Consider the following 18,966-nt stretch of genomic DNA (forward strand, 5'->3'; position numbering starts at 1 on the left):
ATGAAGTTTATTTTGACGAATACGGGTAGTGCTACGTTGAGCAATTTGTATGCGGCGGTTTTCATGGATTGGGATATTGGTAGTTATGGGAGCAATTATGGGAATTCGGATGCGGCGCGGAAGTTGACTTATATGTATTATACGAGTTCTTATCCGTATGTGGGGGTTGAGATTTTGGATCCGCCGCGGACGGTGCCGGCGCGTAATTTAGCGATAATTGACAATCAGACTTATGTTTATCCTTATTATGGTTTGCCGGATAATATACAGATTCAGTTTATGGATGGGACGATACAGAATCCTTCTGGGGCGACGGCAAATGATTGGTCGACTTGTAATTCGGTTGGTCCGTTTACTTTAGCTCCGGGTCAGACTCAGACAGTGGCGTTTGCGGTTCTGGGTGGGACGAATTTAGCGGATTTGCAGGCGAATGCAGATACCGCATATAATCGGTATTGGAGCTGGACAGGGATTAAGGAGCAAGAAGGACAGGCAGTTAAAGCACGGTTTGGTATTTATCCAGTGGTTACGGGTGGTGGTTTGAAGTTAGTCTACAGTGATTATACTGGTGATGTTGGCGTTGTAGTTTATGATGTGATGGGTCGTAAGGTTTCAGAGCGAGTTTGGAAGAATGTCAATGGTGAAGGGATATTAAGTATGGATCTTTCTCATCTCGCCAACGGGATATACTTTGTGGGTGTCAAAACCAACGGTTTTGCTCAATCGATGATTCAGAAAGTGATCCTCACCAAATAACCAATAGCCGCGAGCATCTACCGGGTCAGGAAGGAAAAACCTTCCCGACCCGGTTTTTTTCTTGACTTTCTCCAAATTTTGGTTATAATGAATAAGATGGAGGTTAAATTGCGCAGGATAATCTTTTTGATGCTCGGTCTTTTTTTTATTATCAGATGTGCCAAGGATGATACCTTGGTAGTGATCGGCAGAGAAAAATTTACATTAAGAGATTTTAATGATTTTTATCAATTTACACCTGCAGATGATTCCTCACATCGGACGAAGATAATTGAGGACTTTATAAATCAAAAGATGGCGCTTATTGAGGCAAAAGCAATGGGTTATGCTGAAGACCCTGTGGTCCGGGCTTCCATGGAGACGAATAAAAGGGATGTGCTCATTCGTGCTTATTATAAAGCTAAAGTGCTCGATAAGATAAAAGTGCGGGAAAGCGAAGTGCGTAAAGTTTATACGCAATTTATTAACCAATACCATCTTGCAGAGATTGTGGTTAAAGAGGATTCCATTGCCAATCAGATTTTAACTGAATTAAAAAAGGGAATTCCTTTTGAGTCTTTGTTGGTTTATTCCCTTGATACCATAACGCCGGGTGGTGATATCGGATTTAATTCCGAATTTCAGATACCGCCAGAAGTGTTAAAGGTTTTAAAAAGAACTCGTCCGGGTAAAGTGGCAGGACCAATCAAACTTGGTGATTATATTTACTTTTTTAAAATTGTGGAGGTTAAAAAATTGAGCACACCCCGTTACCAGGATGTGAAAAATAATATTAGAGATAATCTTCTCCGTCAAAAGGCAATGGATTACGGCACACAATTTATTGAACATCTTTTAAAGCAGGCAAGGGTTGAATACAATCAAACCGGTCTTGATCTGCTATTGAAACCTGAATCAACCCTAACCGAAGAAGAGTTGAATACCTGGGTTGTAAAAAAATATGACACAAATTTGGTTCGGGTCAAAAACATCATCAAGGCTGTGCAAATCCACTTAAAAAAAGCGCCGGATTTGAATCCTAAATTTTTAATTGAACGGGAATTGATTCCGGATTTGGTCTATGATTTAGCACTGCGTGAGAAAGCCGAAAATAATCCCGTAATGAAAAAGGAATTATCAAAAACTTTTGAAGCATTAATTTATCAAAAGTATTACGCCGATAATGTCACTGATAAGGTCAAGATTGATTCGCAGCAGGTAGAAAATTATTATCAGCAGCATAAAAATGATTATCCGGATAAAAAATTGAAAGATGTCTATACGGTAATTTATGCAAAACTTCGTGATGAGGCGATAGCTCAATTGCGGGATAGTTTGTTCACAGCCCTCCGTGCTAAATACCAACCGGTGGTAAATCAGAAAAATTATGCAAGATTATTGAAAGGAGAAAAAAATGAAAATCTTTAAAAAGAAAATACTTGATGCTGTTAAAATTCAAGCATTATGTCTTTTAATCTCGGTTTTGGTTGGATTGATGTTAAGTTGTGCCAAAAAAGAAAAAAATGTTCTGGTTCGGGTGGATGGTTCTACTTTAACGCTGGAAGAGTTCCAAAAGTATATTCCGGAATCAGAATATAAAAATCTCCCCGAAACAACGATTACCGAAATTTTGAATAATTGGGCAAATCAGGAGATATTGTATCTGGAAGCTAAGAAGAAGGGTATTGATAAAGAAGATTCGGTGCGGATACTCATCGAACAATACACCAAAAATTTAATGGCGATGGCGTTGATCCGCCGTTCCTTCGGTGCCACTACCGTTAACGAGATGGAGATACTCAATTATTTTAATGCCCATCAGGAGGAATTTACTTATGCAGTGAAATTAGCGCAGATTGTTTTGCCCAGTTATGAAGCAGCGCTGGTTACTTACAACGAAATCCAATCCGGTGCCGATTTTATGAAGATTGCCAAAGAGAGGACTTTGGCGCGGATCGAAAATCAAGAAAATCCGCGAATTGTAACCGAATATCTTCCCCGGGGTAAGATTGGTGATTTTGCTACGGAAGAGGCGATATTTAATATGAAAATAAACGAAGTCTCTCAACCTATTCCTTATATCCAGGGGACATATCTGGTTGTTAAGCTTTTGGACAAGAAAAAAATTTTAGCGAAAGCCGAATTGAGTGACGAATTAAAGGGGCAGATCTATAATTATCTGATGGCTAAGAAATATCAGGAATTCTTTCAAAAGTTTATTGATAGCCTGAAAACAGTTTATAAGGTAACCACGGACTTAACGCCATTAAAAAAATGATTTTATTCTTTTTGAGTATTTTTGCGACACTGGCCGATAAAATTGTTGCTGTGGTTGATGAAGAGGTGATTTTAAAAAGCGAGGTTGACAATTATGTATCTTTTGTTTTATCAGATCCACTGGTCGTGAAGAATTTTTCCGCAAATGAGATACGCCAGAATGTCATAAACGGAATTATCGCTCGAAAACTTCTTCTGCGTGAAGCCGAAAAAGAATCAATTCAAGTCTCCCGGGAAGAGGTTTTAAAAAGGATGGAGGAGCGGATCGAACTGATTAAACAACGCTTTCCCTCAGAAGCGGATTTCTATAGGGCACTTGAGGAACAGGGTTTAGATATTGAACGCTTGAAAAAAAATTATGAAGATAGCATAAGAACGGAAGTTTTAATGCAGCAACTGGTTCAGAAAAAGCTCGCCACAAAGATCATGATTTCCCCGGTAGCAGTTAAGAAATTTTATGAAATGAATAAAGACTCCATTGCCATATTACCTGGAAGGGTGAAATTGGCGCATATTCTGATTCCACTCCGCCCAAGTGAAGATTCTTTAAAAAAGGGTTTTGAACGAGCAGCAGAAATTTACCAGTTATTAATGGGGGGTGCGGATTTTGCAACGGTTGCTAAAGAATTTTCTGATGATAAAAATTCGGGGAAAAACGGTGGCATGTTAGGGAGAATAAAAAAAGGTGAGATGATTGAAGAATTTGAGAGAGTGATTTTTAATTTGAAACCTGGGGTTATATCGCAACCTTTTCCGACAAGATTTGGCTACCATATTGTCGAGGTTTTAAATAAAGGAACTGACTGGGTTTTGGCACGGCAAATATTGGTGAAAGTAATACCCACAAGGGCCGATACCCTGCGTTTCGAAAGGCTGGCCCACAAGATAAAAGAACTTGTCAGACAAGGTGCAAACTTTGATAGTTTGGCAAAGATATATTCTGCTGTTCCTGAAGTTGATATTGGTGAATTTTTTATCAAACAGTTTACACCACCGTATGACACAATCATTGCCCAGTTGGCAGAAAATGAAGTGAGTGAGCCAATCTTGACTCCCGATGGTTACCATCTCCTCTTTGCTCGGGAGAAAATTCCGGAAAGGATATTGAGTTTTGAAGAAATGCGGGAACAGATATACCAATATCTCTATTGGCAGGAGTTGCAGAATTTATACACTGCCTATGTAAAGGAGGTCGAAGAAAAGACATTCGTGACCATATTTGAATGAAAACACTACTCACGCTTATCCCCTCCTCTATTAATTTTTGATAATAAACAATCAAAAAATCAGCACACTTATTTTTGATAAATAAAACTCACGAAATTTCGCGGATTTTTGGTGATAAAGCAGTGATTTTCCCCCTTGACAAATTATAAATAATATGTAAAATGGGGTGAAATGGGGTAAAATGGGGAATATAAGGTTTAGAGGATTTTTTAAACACGCCCTTGATGATCGGAAGAGGCTGGCAATACCGAGTCAGTTTAGGGCGGTTCTGATTGCCGAATCTGAAGGTCGGGTGGTTATGACGCCGGGATACGATCATGAAATCGCTGTTTACGCCTTAAGGATTTGGCAGGAGTTTGAAGATAAAGAATTGCTCACTCTTTCTATGGATAAAATCCAGGCACGCCGTTATCGCCGTCATTTTACTTTTGGAATAAAAGAAGATCATCTTGACGCGCAGGGTCGAATTTTAATTCCAGATTTTCTCCTTGAGTACTCAGGTATAACCAAAGATGTGATTATTGTAGGAGAGATTAACTATTTCACATTATGGTCACCGGAGAATTATCAAAAGATAAAAGAAGAGATTGATAAACATTATCTTGAAGATGCAGAAACAATTGAAAAAATAAGGAGGTATCATGAAGATCCAGGTCGTGGAAGCGATGAAAAATAAAAAGGTCTCATTCTTTCTCCCCAGCGGAGAGATCAATGAAGGGGAGTTTGAGACCATGGCTGAAAAACTTAAAAACTTGCTGGACAAGGGAGAGTATAATGTAATCATTGATCTCTCCCGGGTCACCCATATCAATTACAAGATCGTTGGCGACTTGATTGAATTCCAGAAGAAATTCAAAGAATTCGGTGGTGATATAAAGCTGGTGAATGTCTCGCCTTACCTTTTTAACATTCTGAGGCTTTACGGTTTTTATCCCTTTGAGATATACCCTTCGCGGCGGGCAGCGTTGAAAAGTTTCCAGTGATTTGATGTGGATAAATTCCACGAGCCAGTCCTGGTAGCCGAGGTCATCGCCTGGATGAACCTAAAAGATGATGGCATCTACTGTGACTGCACGGTGGGTGGAGGAGGACATCTTTTGAAGATGCTCGAATACACTCGAAACGCCCGGTTTGTCGGTATTGATTGGGATCCCGAGGCGATTGCATACGTCCAAAAATGTTTGGGTGATTTTCGCGAACGGGTGGATCTTTATGAGGAAAACTATATATACCTTGACGAATTAGCAGCGAGAATGAATATCAAAGGATTTAATGGGATATTATTTGATCTTGGTGCTTCCTGGCATCAATTGACGACACCAGAAAGGGGTTTCAGTTTTAACCTTGAGGGAAAATTGCTGATGCAGATGTCACCGGCAGTTTTTCCTCTTTATGAAAAGTTGCATCGGACAAACCCGGTGGAACTCTATGGAATTCTCAAGGAATATGGCGATGTGCCCAATGCCCGGAAGTTGGCTAAGTTCATATACCAGCGGCGTAACGAACTAAAAACGACTATCGATTTACGCAGGTTAATCGAGCGTCATTCCCCCCAAAAATTGCTCAAGAAAAATCTACATAAAGTTTTCCAGGCATTACGTATCTGGACTAATGAGGAATTGAAAAATCTTAGGGTAGGACTTGAAAAGGCAATAAATTTATTGCAACCCCAGGGACGGTTGATTGTGATCGCCTATCACTCCGGTGAAGACCGAATCGTCAAAGAAATTTTTAAAAAATTTGAAAAAAACAAAACATTAAAGCTTCTTCACAAAAAAGTTATTCGACCCAATGCTGAAGAAGTTCGACGGAATCCAGCCGCGCGCAGTGCTCGAATGCGGGTAGGTGAAAAATGCGCTTCCTGCTGATTGTTTTTGCCATAATGGTATACCTTTTTGTGTTAGTTTATATTGAAAGCGAACTGGTTAAATTTAATATTCGCAAAGAACAGTTAAAAAATCAACTCCAGGAACTGAAAAACGAGAAAGTGAATTTATTGGCTAAGATTGCACCATTGACAAATCCGGCGCACATTGAAGCGGAAGCCAAAAAGCATGGTTTTATTTTTCCGGACCGTGGTGACATTTTGGGAACAGTAAAATGAAAAAAATAAAAGTTTTCAATGCCCTGCTTTTTACCCTTTCTTTGATTTTCTTCGGTTACATCTTTTTTATTCAATGCATTCGCTACCGCTACTACCAGGATATTTCCCGGCGTGCGCATCAAAAAAAGATGATTCTTTACGGCGCACGGGGTAATATTTTTGACCGTAATGCCGTTCCTTTAGCACTATCCGAACCATGCTTTTCGATCTTCTGTACTCCTCTTTATTCACGGAATAAAGAAAAATTGATTCGAAGTATTGCTCAGATATCGGAAAGACCATGGAGCGAGATTAAAAATTTAGTGGAAAAGAAAAAATTTTTCTGGATTGAGAGAAAGGTGAGTTTGAAAAAGCGCGATGAATATCTTCATTTGGATGACCCGAGCATCGGTTATACCCACGATTTGAATCGTATCTATAATATGCCTGAAATCTTCGGCAGTCTTATCGGTAAATGCAGCATTGATAATCAAGGTCTGGAAGGTTTGGAATTATTTTTTGACGAAGTACTTGCGGGTAAAAGCGGTTTCATCATTTATCAGAAAGAACCAGATGGAGATTTCTTCCCTTACTATCGTTATCCAGAAAAAGTGCCGATACCGGGAAGGGATTTATACCTGACAATTGATTTCCAGTTTCAAACAATCCTTTATTCTAATCTGATGGCATGTTTGGAAAACGAACAGGCTCGTGGTGCGGCAGGGTTGATCATTAATCCCAAAACCGGAGAGATTCTGGCGATGGTGAGTATCAATGCTGATATTAAAGAACGCAATTTAACAATTTGTGATGAGTTTGAACCCGGCTCGACATTCAAATTTCTGGGATTGGTTTATGCCCTCCAGACCGGGATAAAAGAGAATGAAAGATTTGATACCCATGGCGGTAAGATAACAATTGCAAACCATACCATTCATGATTATAAAAATTTAGGCACTTTGACCCTTCGCCAGGCGATTGCCCATTCTAGCAATGTGGTTATGGTGGAACTATCAAAGAGGTTCGATCAAGAAAGTTTTTTACTCCTGATAAAAGATTTCGGCTTTACTCAACCCACGGGCATAGAATTACCGGGCGAGGCACGCGGACGATTGATGAAAGAAAAGAATCTTAATGACCTGGAATTTGCAACTTTACTCTTTGGTCAGGGTATTACCTGTACCTTACTCCAGCTGGCGATGGCTTACCAGGCTGTTGCCAATCATGGGGTTTTGAATAAACCCTATCTTATTAAAAAGATAATGGATCGTAGCCGGGTGCTTTATCAAGCAAAACCCCTGCGCATCCGGCGGGTCATGGATGAGGAAATTGCCCGTAAGGTTACCGATATTTTATGCAGTGTCGTGGAAGAAGGTAGCGGCATTGAGGCAAAAATTGAGGGGATGAAGATCGCCGGTAAAACCGGGACCGCCCAAAAAGCTATTGATGGGAAATATTCAAATTCCGCGGTCATCGCGACATTCATCGGGTATTTTCCAGCCGAAAACCCAGAATATCTTGTGGCGCTGCTTGTTGATGAACCGAAAAAAGGTGCCTGGGCTGGCACGATTGTTGCTCCGGTATTTAAAAAGGTTGCCCAGAGTATCTGCCAACTCACAAATTTGCAGTATGCGATTAAGTGAACTGATAAATGGCTTAAATTGCCGGATTTATAATTTCAAAGACATCCGGATTGACTCACTCGAATATGATTCGCGCCGGGTAAAACCGGGGGCATTCTTTATTGCTATAAAAGGTAGTAAATACGATGGCCATGAATTTGTGAAGGAGGCCGAAAGATTAGGCGCGGCAGCAATTGCTACCCAGCGCAAGGTGGCAAGTGTTCTACCCCAGGTTGTCTTTCCAGATACACGGGCGGTGCTGGGTAAGATTGCCCGCAATTTTTATGGAGATTTTGCCGGTCTCTTGCTCATTGGTGTCACCGGGACCAATGGAAAGACGACCACAACCTTTTTGATTCATTCAATCCTCAAAGCCGCCGGACTGGCGCCGGGTTTGATCGGCACGATATATTATCTGGGGCAGGAAAAGATTAAAGCCGAGCGCACCACCCCGGAGAGTCTGGATATATTTAAATTGATCGCTAATTTCCAGAAAAATGGACTGCGAAGCGTGGTGATGGAAGTTTCGTCCCATGCCCTGGCACTGAAAAGGGTTGAAGAATTAAGGTATCGGGTTGCCGTCTTCACCAATCTTTCACAGGACCATCTCGATTTCCATAAGACAATGGCGGAATACAAAAAGGCAAAGTTTCATCTCTTTGACCTTTTGCATGAGCAGGGTGTGGCTGTTTATAATTACGATGATCCGGTTGCAGATGAGATTAGAAAACTGAATCTTCCTATGACCTTGAATTATGGGTTTAATAAAGAAGCAGTGATACATGGTGAGATTATCAATGATGAACTTTCGGGTTTAGCAATGAATATTTTTTATCAGGAGAAAAAAATACCGATTTATTCCAAACTTATTGGAGCGTATAATGGTTATAACATCTTAGCAAGTTTTGCGGTGGGGGTCGCATTAAAAATTGATTTTGAAACAATCCGAAAGGGTATTGCATCGCTTGAGGGCGTCCGGGGAAGATTGGAACGCGTAGCAGATAATATCTTTGTGGATTTCGCTCATACTCCGGTGGCTCTGGGCAATTTGTTGAGGTCCTTACGTAAATACACCACGGGTAGATTAATAATTGTCTTCGGCTGTGGTGGTGATCGGGATAAGGAAAAACGGCCCCAGATGGGATCGATTGCCAGTGCCCATGCCGATCTGGTAATTCTCACTTCAGATAATCCTCGCAGCGAAGATCCAGACCAGATCATCAGGGATATCGCGGCAGGAATAAAAGATGATAATTTTAACATCATCACCGATAGAAGAGCAGCGATTGAATACGGTATAAGGGTGAAAAAACCCGAAGATATTCTGGTGATTGCCGGTAAGGGACACGAGGAGTACCAGATAATCAAAGACCAGATAATTCCATTTGATGATGCCCAAGTGGTGCGGGAAATTTTAGGAATAAAAGATTATGCAAGTTGAGATAATGCTTAAAAAGGCATTGAAGGTAATGAAGGGAAGGTCTCGCAATATAAGAGATGATTTTATTCGGGGAGTAAGTATTGATTCCCGAACACTCCAGCCCGGAGAGATATTTTTTGCCCTTAAGGGCGAAAATACCGATGGGCATAACTATACCGGCGCCGCGGTCAAAAAAGGAGCCCTGGCGGTAGTAGTGCAGAGGGAAACCCAGGTGCCGAAGGAGATTATGGTTGATGATACACTTTTTGCCCTGGGTGAACTGGCGATTTATTACCGGAGTTTTTTTGATGTCCCGGTCGTTGCTATTACCGGGACCAACGGAAAGACCACTGTGAAAAATTTAATCGCTCAAATCCTCGCGTGTAAGTATAAGGTCCTCTGGACAAAAAAAAGTTATAACTCGCTCATCGGTTTACCTTTGATGATATTTGAGATTTCGGGTACGGAAGATTATGTGGTACTGGAGATGGGAACCAGCAATCCCGGAGAGATAAAAAGATTGTGTGAGATAAGCAAACCGTTTGTCGGCATTATTACCAATGTAGGACCCGGACATCTCAAGGGATTGGGTTCTATTGAGGGTGTGAGAAAGGAGAAAGTTACCCTGATTGAATCATTACCACCAAAAGGGATGGGATTTGTGGGCCCAGGTGTTGGGGTGATGAATAAAAATAATGTATGGAATTTTTCTTTTGATAATATTACAAATGTTTGTATTGACGAATTCGGTTCCCGCTTTATTTTTGATAATACCGAATTCTATACACCCCTCCTCGGTTTGAACAACATCTACAATTGTTATATTGCCCTTGCAGTAACCGAAAAACTGGGGGTGGAAAGAGAAAAACAAAAAGCAGTTTTAAAACAAATACGACCCGAAAGAGGAAGAATGGAACCAATAAGGCAGGGGGATTTACTAATAATTGATGACAGTTACAATGCTAATCCAGTCTCTATGAAAGCGGCTTTGGATTTCGTCCGGGGGTTAAAACGGAAAAAAATATTGATACTTGGTGACATGTTGGAACTGGGCGAAGCCGCTGAAAGATATCATCGGGAAATTGGAAACTATGCGCGGGATTGTGGAGATCTCCTTCTGACCTTAGGAACTGATGCAATAAACTATGGAGGGTTGCACTTTGATGATCGTGACAGATTGGTGAACTATTTATGCGGGATCTTAAAGGGAAATGAAGTGATACTGGTAAAGGCGTCGCGGGCCATGCACTTTGAGGAAATAGTACAAAAAATTTTACGGAGGATATAGTATGCTTTACTTACTTTTATATCCCTTAAAGGAAGTCTTTGGACCATTTCGGTTATTTGGTTATATAACTTTCCGGGCAGCCTATGCATTAATTATGGCAATTTTAATTGTGCTCTGGATGGGCAATTATTTCACCAACTTAATGAAAAGAAAAGCAATCACCCAGAAAATCCGGGAAGAAGTTCCCAAACATCATAAGGCTAAGGAAGGGACACCCTCCATGGGAGGATTGATGATTCTGCTCTCAATAATAACTTCGGTATTACTTTTTGCGGATCTTTCCAACACCAATATTTTGATTTTAATAATCGCAACGGTTTATTTTGGGATATTGGGATTTGTTGATGATTATATCAAGATTTTTAAAAATAAACCCAGAGGTTTGTCAATACGCACCAAACTTCTCTTCCAAATTATCTTCGGGTTGGCTTTGGGTGTTTATTTGTATTGCTACGGACCGGCGGACTATAATACCAAGACCAATCTATTATTTTTGAAAAATTATGTAGTAAATTTCGGGATTTTTTATCCGTTATTTGTGGCTTTGGTTGCGGTAGGCACATCAAATGGTGTGAATCTCACTGATGGTCTTGATGGTCTGGCCGCCGGACTTTTGGGGATCAGTGGCTTAGCATATACTGCGTTAGCTTATGCAAGTGGCCATAGTGGAATAAGCAGCTACCTCAATATTATCTTTATCAAAAATGGCGGGGAGGTGGCAGTTTTTTGTGCCGCAATGGTGGGGGCGCTGTTGGGATTTTTGTGGTTCAATGCCTATCCGGCACAGATCTTTATGGGTGATACTGGTTCTTTAAGTTTAGGGGCAATACTGGGCACCGTTGCCATTCTTATCAAACATGAGTTCCTCCTGATCTTTGTCGGTGGAGTATTCGTTATTGAAGTGCTCTCAGTGGCCCTCCAGATAATCTATTTTCGCAGGACAAAGGGTAAAAGATTGTTTTTAATGGCTCCTCTGCATCATCATTACGAGTTAAAGGGACTAGCGGAACCAAAAATTGTTGTCCGTTTCTGGATTGTGGGCATCATCTTCCTGATGCTCGCCCTTTCTACATTGAAAATCCGATGAAGGTCTTGCTTTTAGGTTTAGGAAGGGCTAATCTTAATGTGGCACGTTATTTGCTGGGTAGAGAGAATGAGGTATTTCTTTACGAGGAAAACCTGAATAATTTGAGTGCCGAAGCACGCCTATTGCTCACTGAGGGAAAGATAAAAGAATATCAAGAAATCGATTATGACTTGGTTGTCTGTTCACCAGGTTTCCCCGATGCCAAACCCATTCTTCAGCATCTGCGTCAGAAAGGGTTGCGAATCATTGATGAAACAGAATTTACCTTCAGTAATTTAAAAAATCCCCGAGTGATTGCCATAACCGGGACTAACGGTAAGAGTACTACTGCAGCACTGATAAGCAGTATTCTTGGTGCTGCGGGCTTCAAAAATTTTTTGGGTGGTAACATTGCACCCGGAATGCCCTTTTCTGCAGCACTCTTTGCCGAACCCTATGATTTTTATGTTATTGAAATGTCGTCATTCCAGTTGCTGCGGATAAACACTTTCCATCCGTTGATTGCCATGCTCACCAATATTGCAGTTGATCATCTCAACTGGCATAAAGATTTAAACGAATACTTCATGGCTAAAAAAAGAATTTTTATGAATCAAGATGAGCACGATTATGCAGTATTGAATTATGATGATGAAGGAGTTCGTTCCCTGGCAAACGAGATAAAAGCACGAGTGGTTTTTTTTGGCACCCAATGTCACGATGGAGCATGGGTAAACGGGGTAATACATTTTGCAAATGAAGAGATAATGACCAGTGAAGAAATTCCTCTGGTGGGGTTCCATAATCGGCTGAATGTCCTGGCTGCAATAGCCACCGCCAAGATTTTAGAAATCCCGAATGAATTCATACAAAAGGGGATAAAACAATTTAAAACTCTGCCCCATCGCCTTGAAGACCTTGGAATTATTAACGGTATAAGGTATATCAACAATTCGATGAGTACCAATGAAGCATCGGCGATTGCTTCTTTCCGGGCGATACCTGGGAATAAGGTTGTTATCGTTGGGGGAAGAAGCAAGGGAGATCCGGCTCTTAATTATCTCCAGATCCTGATTGCCGAAGCAAAAGGCGTGGTAATTCTCGGGGAGAACGCACAGGATATCGCCCGATTCTTTATTCAAAATGGATTTCTAAAATATGCGATTGCTCAGAACATGGATGAAGCTATTGCGTGGGCGCGAAAATTTGCTCAGCCTGGCGATGTGATCATGCTCAATCCGGGTTTTGCTTCCTTCGGGCATTTTCGTGATTTTCAAGAAAGAGGCGAGGCATTCAAAAATGGTATATTCAAGGATTGACCATATTCTCCTGCTCACTGTTATCGTGCTCCTCGTACTGGGTTCGATTTTCGTATTTTCTTCATCTTATTTTCAAGCCTTGCGGCAGGGCGAGAGCACCTTGTACTATCTCATCGGTCATATCAAGCGGCTGCTGGTGGCGTTGCTTTTTTTCTGTGCGGGATTGTTAATTCCGTTGGATAAGTATCAGCGGTTGATCTTCCCTGGTTTCCTTTTACTTTTGTTGATATTAATCTTCACCATTGTGATGGGTAAGATGCAATACGGGGCGAAAAGGAGTATATTCATATCATCCTTTGGTATTCAAATTTCAGAATTTGTTCGGGTCTGGATTGTGTTCTTTTTGGCAAACTTTTTTACCCGCCATCCGGATACCGCCAATAAAGGCAAAGGGATGATAATTGCCACTCTCCTTCCTATGTTCTTAATAATCTTGGTAGCGGCGCAACCTTCGATCTCCGTAGCGATAATCACCTTTTTAACACTGGTGAGCATGATGATTTATAGTGAGGCAAAATTAAAATTTTTGATGCCGGTGATTCTGATCGGCGTCCTGCTTTTTGTAGTCGCGGTTCTGCTCTATCCTCATGTCCGGCTGCGTCTTTTCAGTTTTATATCCAATCCTACTTATCAGGTCCGGCAGTCATTGATTGCTATCGGAAGTGGGGGATTGCTGGGTCGAGGAATTGGTGCCGGAATTCAAAAGTTTCTCTTTCTGCCCCGCATCCACAATGATTTTATATTTGCGCATATTGCGGAGGAAACAGGTTTTATGGGGACTTTTATAGTTTTTTTGCTTTACTGGGAGATATTCCTGCGGGGTATATCAATCGCCCAATCTGTAGTGGATGAATTCGCCAGACTGGTGGTGATGGGTTTGAATACTACTATTTTCCTTATCTTTCTTGTGCATGTGGGGGTGAGTATTGGACTTTTGCCTCCCACTGGTATTCCCCTGCCATTCGTTTCTTACGGTGGATGGTCGCTTTGTGCCAATCTTTTTTCGATGGGTATAATTTTGCAGATTTCTCGGATGGGGTGATAAAATGCAAAAGATTTTAATCATTATTGCGGGAATAGGCACTGGCGGTCATTACTTCCCTGCGGTGGTGGTAGCAAAAGAATTTATGGAGAATAACTATCCCACCATTTTCTTGGCCCGTAAAGGTTATCCTGAAGAGCGGGTTGCTCAGAGATATAATTTAAAACTCTTTTATATCTCTCCACGCCCTTATTATGGCAAATCAATCGTAAATAAGTTATGGGCGATAGAGAGAGTTTTTGAGTCGGTTTTGAGATTGCACAGTCTAACGAAAAAATGCGCGGGCATTTCTTTTGGTGGATTCGGTTCTTTACCTTTGATTGTCTCCTGTATGATCAATAATCAACCATTCTTTTTATTTGAGCCCAACACCATTCCTGGACGGACCACGCGCATGTTCTCCCGGTTTGCTCGAAAGATATTTCTGGGTTTACCGAGTGTTATGAATTTGTGCGGAAATAGTGTTATCAGTGGTATCCCGGTAAGAGAAGAATTTAAACAGGCTAAGGAAAAGACTGTGCACACGGGAACGAAGACCGTCCTTTTTATGGGAGGGAGTCAGGGGGCAAGAAGATTGAACGAAATCGCCTTGCGTTTTCAACGGATTTTACCCGAGAATTATAAAATTATCATCATCAGTGGCCAACGGGATTTTGAGTGGGTAAATGAGGCAAAAGATTTCCGGACCGAAGTAATTTCTTTTACGACTGAGCCCTGGGAGATAATAAGCCAGGCGGATGTGGTCGTCTCCCGGGCTGGCGCCCTGAGTGGCTACGAACTTTTGTTAATGAAAAAAAAGGTGATATTCATTCCTTTTCCTTATGCCATTGATAACCATCAGTTTTACAATGCTCAATACTTCTGCCGGATGCCCAATATCCGCATGATTGAGGAAAAGGATTTGAATGAGGAGAAACTTCTGAAAATGGTACAAGAACTAATGAATCTTCCAGAAATTGAGAAGGAAGGAGGTTTGATTGTCAGGAATGATGCAGAGAAAATCATCGTGGAATATGTGCGGAGAGAATTACGATGAATAACCTTTTGGGGCGGACGAGTCGTATTCACTTTGTAGGAATCGGGGGAATCGGGATGAGTGGTCTGGCACTGATTTACCATAATCTGGGTTTTAAGATTTCCGGTTCTGATATTAAGAATTCCCCAGTGATTGAACGCTTGAGGAAATCAGGAATCAAGGTGAAATTGACGCATATGAGGGAAAATGTTAAACATGCCGATGTTGTCGTTTATTCGACGGCAATCCGTGCGGATAATTGTGAAATCGTTGAGGCTAAGAGGCTCAATATTCCGGTGATCCACCGGAGTGAACTTTTAGCAGAGTTGACCCGGATTAAAAATTCAATCTGTATTTCCGGCACCCATGGTAAGACTACCACTGCCTCTATGGTCGGTGAGGTTTTGGAAAAGGGAGGATTAAAACCCACAACGATTATTGGGGGCATTGTTAAGGGAAAGAGTCAGGCACGCTTTGGTCGGGGTGATTATCTGGTTTGTGAGGCGGATGAATCCGATAAGTCATTCCTCCGCCTCTTGCCTGCCTATGCTGTGATCACAAATATTGAACTTGAGCATCTTGATTTTTATAAGGACCTGAGAGAGATAGAAGATAATTTTACATACTTTGCCAATCATGTACCGTTCTGGGGATGTGTCTTTTTAGGGACAGATACCCCCAGTAGTTTAAATATAAAAGAACGCATTAAAAGGAGAGTGGTGTTATACGGATTGCATGAACTGGCACATTTAAGGGCCAAGGAAATTGAAAAGGTCGATTTTGGCTCGCGGTTTAAGGTTTTTTGGCATAATAAAAATCTTGGTGAATTCCGAATTAATTTACCTGGTAGACATAATGTGATAAATAGCCTTGCCGCAATTGGTGTCGGATTGGAATTGGGAGTAGCGATTAAAAAGATAAAAGAGGCACTGGAGAATTTTAAAGGCGTGCATCGGCGGATCGAATATCGGGGTACAGTCCATAAAGTTATGATCTTCGAAGATTATGGTCATCATCCCACCGAAATTAGTGTTACTCTCCAGACTTTAAAAGATTATTTCCCCCAGCGTCGAATAATCTCAATTTTCCAACCGCATCGGTATACCCGGACATATCACCTCTTTGACCAGTTCAGTAGGGCATTTATATTTGCCAACATCGTAATTATAACCGAGATTTACGCCGCTCACGAGGTCCCGATACCGGGAATAGATGGTGAAGCCCTTGCCCGCCGGATTGCCCAGGAACACGGAAATGTTTTCTTTGCTCCAAATTTCGCAGCGGTGATAAAGAAAGTAAGGGAAGTTATCCAGCCTGATGATATTATTGTAGTCCAGGGCGCAGGGGATATAAACCATATTATCCCTTTATTATTTGAGGCGTTGAAATGAAGGCGCTCTTCAATGGTATCAAAGGTTTGAAAGTTTTGGAGAATGAAACACTCAGCGCTTATACCTCTTTTCACATTGGGGGCAAGGCGCGTTATTTGCTCAAAGTGTATAAGCAACCCGCGTTGTTTGAGGCGATGACGATTATAAAAAAGAGGAAATTGAAATATTGCGTGTTAGGTGCTGGAACAAATCTGCTTTTTGGCGATAAAGGTTTTGCAGGAGCAGTGATAAAATTACTGGGAGAATTTCAAAGGATTGAAGGACAAAAAGGGATTTTCTCATGCGGTAGTGGGGTGTTGATAAAAGATTTAATCAAAAAGGCAATGGAGGAGGGTTATGGGGGGATTGAATTTCTCAGTGGGATTCCGGGGACAATCGGAGGGGCGGTGAAAGGTAATGCTGGTGCCTTTGGGAAGGCGATTGCTGATGTTTTGTTGAGTATTACCGTGCTTGATCCTAAGCTCCGCATTAAAAAGATACCCCGGGATGAATTAAAATTTGCTTACCGGTCCTCAAGTATTCCCGAAGGTTACATCATCCTCGGGGCGGATTTTAAATTACGCAAGATGGATAAACGGATGATTGCGGCGAAGGTTTCCGAGATTTTGAAAATCCGACGCCAACGACAACCCCGCGGTTTTTCAGCGGGTTCATTTTTTAAAAATCCACTGCCTTTGAGCGCAGGAAAATTGATTGAGGAGTGCGGTCTTAAAGGTTTAAGAATTGGTGGAGCAATGGTAAGCAAAAAACACGCCAATTTTATAATGAATGTAGGAAATGCCCGGGCTGAAGATGTTTTGCGATTAATGAGAATAATCAAAAGGAAGGTAAAGTTATTAAAAGGGGTTGAACTGGAACCGGAAGTGAGGATTATAAAATGAAATGGATCATGGTGCTAAGCGTAATTTCCCTATTTATCGGACTGGTGATAATGAGTAGGTTCGCTTTATATAAGAAAATAAGCAAGGATGAATATATAACTTTGATGGAAGTGCTCCCGGGCGCTGAGATTATCTCCGAGAGCGAAGGAATTCTGGAGTATCGGGGTAAGAAGTTTATCGTTGGATTGGATAATTTGAAGAAAAAGAAAGAATACATAGAAATGCTGCGACTGGATACGCTTGAGGGATATAAGATAATCGACTTGCGCTATCGCCGACAGATAATAGTGAGGAAAGATGACTTTTAGAAGTAAAATTATTTTTAATTTAATCAAATCAAGCACCCCAGGAGGTGTGCATGGCAAAAAAGGATAGAATTGTTGGTGTTGACCTCGGGACGACTAAGGTGGCGGCAATCATTGCCGAGGTAGAAGATAATGAATTGAAAATTGTGGGTGTTGGTTCCACCCCTTCTTATGGATTGAAGCGGGGGGTTATTGTTAATCTGGAAAAGGCTATAACTTCTATCAAGAAAGCTGTAGAAGAGGCTTCCAAAATGGCAGGGGTGAAGGTGGACTCCTGCTATGCGGGTATTTCTGGTTCTCATATTGAAAGCATCAATGCCCATGCAATGATTGCTACGTCCCGAACCGGGGGAATAATCACCAAACGTGACATTGAACGCGTTATTGAGCAGGCGAAGGCGATAATCCTACCGATGGATCGAGAGATCATCCATGCCATACCCATTGAATACATTGTGGATAATGAACGCGGCATTAAAGACCCCATCGGGATGAGCGGTGTGAAACTTGAGGCAGAAGTTCACATTGTGACCGCGGCGATTGCATCTGCCCAGAATATTTATACCGCACTCAACCGGGCCGGCTTAAAGGTAAAGGATCTCGTGCTTCAGCCACTCGCGTCCTCTTATGCCGTATTGCAACCTGATGAGTTGGATTTAGGTGTCTGCTTGCTCGATATTGGCGGAGGCACGACCGATTTGGCAATCTTTTATGATGGCTCCATCCGTCATTCCCAGGTCATACCATTGGGAGGAGAATATATTACCAATGATATTGCGATTGGCATCAGAACACCCCACAATCAGGCCGAGATTATCAAAAAGAAATACGCCACCCTGAGTTTAAGTGAAGAAGAAAAAAAGGAAGAAATTAAGGTCCCGGGGATTGGGGGAAGGGAAGACCGGACGATAACCAAAGAGACATTATACAATATCGTCAGTCCTCGGGTGGAAGAGATTCTGATGATTGCCAATCGGGAGATAAAAAAGAGCGGTTATGCAGATGTATTAGGTGCGGGGGTCGTAATCACTGGTGGCACAGCACGGTTAGCAAATCTTGATAAGTTCGCTGAGGAGATTTTCAATCTTCCCGTTAAAATTGGTATCCCTAAAAAGATTGGCGGACTGACCGACATCATTCTTGATCCCATCTATGCCACTGGTGTGGGATTGATTCTTTACGGCTTTGAGAAAAAGAATGTTTCACTTATTCAACGCGAAAGGGGTATGAGTATCATTGAGGCAATCAAAAAACGTTTTGAAGACCTTTTTAACAAATATTTTTGAAAGGAGGTT

At 41.6% G+C, this 18,966-nt stretch carries 19 protein-coding genes; all 19 read left to right on the forward strand.

Annotation, left to right across the window (positions count from 1 at the left end; translation table 11 throughout):
- On the forward strand, nucleotides 1-756 hold a 756-nt coding region (locus tag ABIL39_06305; GenBank protein ID MEO0165731.1), incomplete at its 5' end, for a T9SS type A sorting domain-containing protein.
- 96 nt (nucleotides 757-852) lie between these two features.
- Entirely contained in the window at nucleotides 853-2,163 is a 1,311-nt protein-coding gene (locus ABIL39_06310; protein ID MEO0165732.1) for a peptidyl-prolyl cis-trans isomerase, read from the forward strand.
- Nucleotides 2,150-3,013: a peptidyl-prolyl cis-trans isomerase gene (locus tag ABIL39_06315; protein MEO0165733.1), complete on the forward strand. Its 864-nt coding sequence runs from the start codon at nucleotides 2,150-2,152 to the stop codon at nucleotides 3,011-3,013. The genes ABIL39_06310 and ABIL39_06315 overlap by 14 nt, the downstream gene beginning before the upstream one ends.
- Nucleotides 3,010-4,239, forward strand: coding sequence for a peptidylprolyl isomerase (locus tag ABIL39_06320; protein ID MEO0165734.1), 1,230 nt, complete (start codon nucleotides 3,010-3,012; stop codon nucleotides 4,237-4,239). Before ABIL39_06315 ends, ABIL39_06320 begins: the two co-directional genes overlap by 4 nt.
- A gap of 181 nt (nucleotides 4,240-4,420) precedes the next feature.
- Nucleotides 4,421-4,915, forward strand: a complete 495-nt coding sequence (locus ABIL39_06325) for a division/cell wall cluster transcriptional repressor MraZ (protein ID MEO0165735.1) — start codon at nucleotides 4,421-4,423, stop codon at nucleotides 4,913-4,915.
- Nucleotides 4,881-5,222 (forward strand): STAS domain-containing protein, encoded by a 342-nt coding sequence (locus ABIL39_06330; GenBank protein ID MEO0165736.1) that lies wholly within the window; start codon nucleotides 4,881-4,883, stop codon nucleotides 5,220-5,222. Before ABIL39_06325 ends, ABIL39_06330 begins: the two co-directional genes overlap by 35 nt.
- A 6-nt stretch (nucleotides 5,223-5,228) precedes the next feature.
- Nucleotides 5,229-6,107, forward strand: coding sequence for a 16S rRNA (cytosine(1402)-N(4))-methyltransferase RsmH (gene rsmH, locus ABIL39_06335; protein ID MEO0165737.1), 879 nt, complete (start codon nucleotides 5,229-5,231; stop codon nucleotides 6,105-6,107).
- A 14-nt stretch (nucleotides 6,108-6,121) separates the two neighbouring features.
- Nucleotides 6,122-6,343, forward strand: a complete 222-nt coding sequence (locus tag ABIL39_06340) for a septum formation initiator family protein (GenBank protein ID MEO0165738.1) — start codon at nucleotides 6,122-6,124, stop codon at nucleotides 6,341-6,343.
- Nucleotides 6,340-7,965, forward strand: coding sequence for a penicillin-binding protein 2 (locus ABIL39_06345; GenBank protein MEO0165739.1), 1,626 nt, complete (start codon nucleotides 6,340-6,342; stop codon nucleotides 7,963-7,965). The genes ABIL39_06340 and ABIL39_06345 overlap by 4 nt, the downstream gene beginning before the upstream one ends.
- Nucleotides 7,952-9,385: a UDP-N-acetylmuramoyl-L-alanyl-D-glutamate--2,6-diaminopimelate ligase gene (locus tag ABIL39_06350; GenBank protein MEO0165740.1), complete on the forward strand. Its 1,434-nt coding sequence runs from the start codon at nucleotides 7,952-7,954 to the stop codon at nucleotides 9,383-9,385. The genes ABIL39_06345 and ABIL39_06350 overlap by 14 nt, the downstream gene beginning before the upstream one ends.
- The gene (gene murF, locus ABIL39_06355; GenBank protein ID MEO0165741.1) at nucleotides 9,375-10,652 is read left to right on the forward strand and encodes a UDP-N-acetylmuramoyl-tripeptide--D-alanyl-D-alanine ligase; all 1,278 of its coding nucleotides are present in this window, start codon (nucleotides 9,375-9,377) and stop codon (nucleotides 10,650-10,652) included. The genes ABIL39_06350 and murF overlap by 11 nt, the downstream gene beginning before the upstream one ends.
- Nucleotide 10,653: 1 nt before the next feature.
- Entirely contained in the window at nucleotides 10,654-11,739 is a 1,086-nt protein-coding gene (gene mraY / locus ABIL39_06360; GenBank protein ID MEO0165742.1) for a phospho-N-acetylmuramoyl-pentapeptide-transferase, read from the forward strand.
- On the forward strand, nucleotides 11,736-13,037 hold the full coding sequence (gene murD / locus ABIL39_06365; protein ID MEO0165743.1) for a UDP-N-acetylmuramoyl-L-alanine--D-glutamate ligase: 1,302 nt from the start codon (nucleotides 11,736-11,738) through the stop codon (nucleotides 13,035-13,037). The genes mraY and murD overlap by 4 nt, the downstream gene beginning before the upstream one ends.
- Complete coding sequence (locus tag ABIL39_06370) at nucleotides 13,018-14,079, forward strand: FtsW/RodA/SpoVE family cell cycle protein (GenBank protein ID MEO0165744.1); 1,062 nt, start codon at nucleotides 13,018-13,020, stop codon at nucleotides 14,077-14,079. Before murD ends, ABIL39_06370 begins: the two co-directional genes overlap by 20 nt.
- Before the next feature lie 4 nt (nucleotides 14,080-14,083).
- Nucleotides 14,084-15,115 carry a glycosyltransferase gene (locus ABIL39_06375; protein ID MEO0165745.1) on the forward strand — a complete coding sequence of 344 codons (1,032 nt, stop codon included), beginning with the start codon at nucleotides 14,084-14,086 and terminating at the stop codon, nucleotides 15,113-15,115.
- Nucleotides 15,112-16,485 (forward strand): UDP-N-acetylmuramate--L-alanine ligase, encoded by a 1,374-nt coding sequence (gene murC, locus ABIL39_06380; protein MEO0165746.1) that lies wholly within the window; start codon nucleotides 15,112-15,114, stop codon nucleotides 16,483-16,485. Before ABIL39_06375 ends, murC begins: the two co-directional genes overlap by 4 nt.
- A complete protein-coding gene (gene murB / locus ABIL39_06385) occupies nucleotides 16,482-17,366 on the forward strand; it encodes a UDP-N-acetylmuramate dehydrogenase (protein MEO0165747.1) in 885 nt (294 codons plus the stop codon). Before murC ends, murB begins: the two co-directional genes overlap by 4 nt.
- Nucleotides 17,363-17,674, forward strand: coding sequence for a hypothetical protein (locus ABIL39_06390; GenBank protein ID MEO0165748.1), 312 nt, complete (start codon nucleotides 17,363-17,365; stop codon nucleotides 17,672-17,674). Before murB ends, ABIL39_06390 begins: the two co-directional genes overlap by 4 nt.
- A gap of 50 nt (nucleotides 17,675-17,724) precedes the next feature.
- Entirely contained in the window at nucleotides 17,725-18,957 is a 1,233-nt protein-coding gene (ftsA, locus tag ABIL39_06395) for a cell division protein FtsA (protein ID MEO0165749.1), read from the forward strand.
- Nucleotides 18,958-18,966: the final 9 nt, after the last annotated feature.

This window comes from candidate division WOR-3 bacterium (assembly GCA_039802205.1).
GTDB lineage: Bacteria > Hydrothermota > Tepidihabitantia > SM23-42 > JAOAFX01 > JAOAFX01.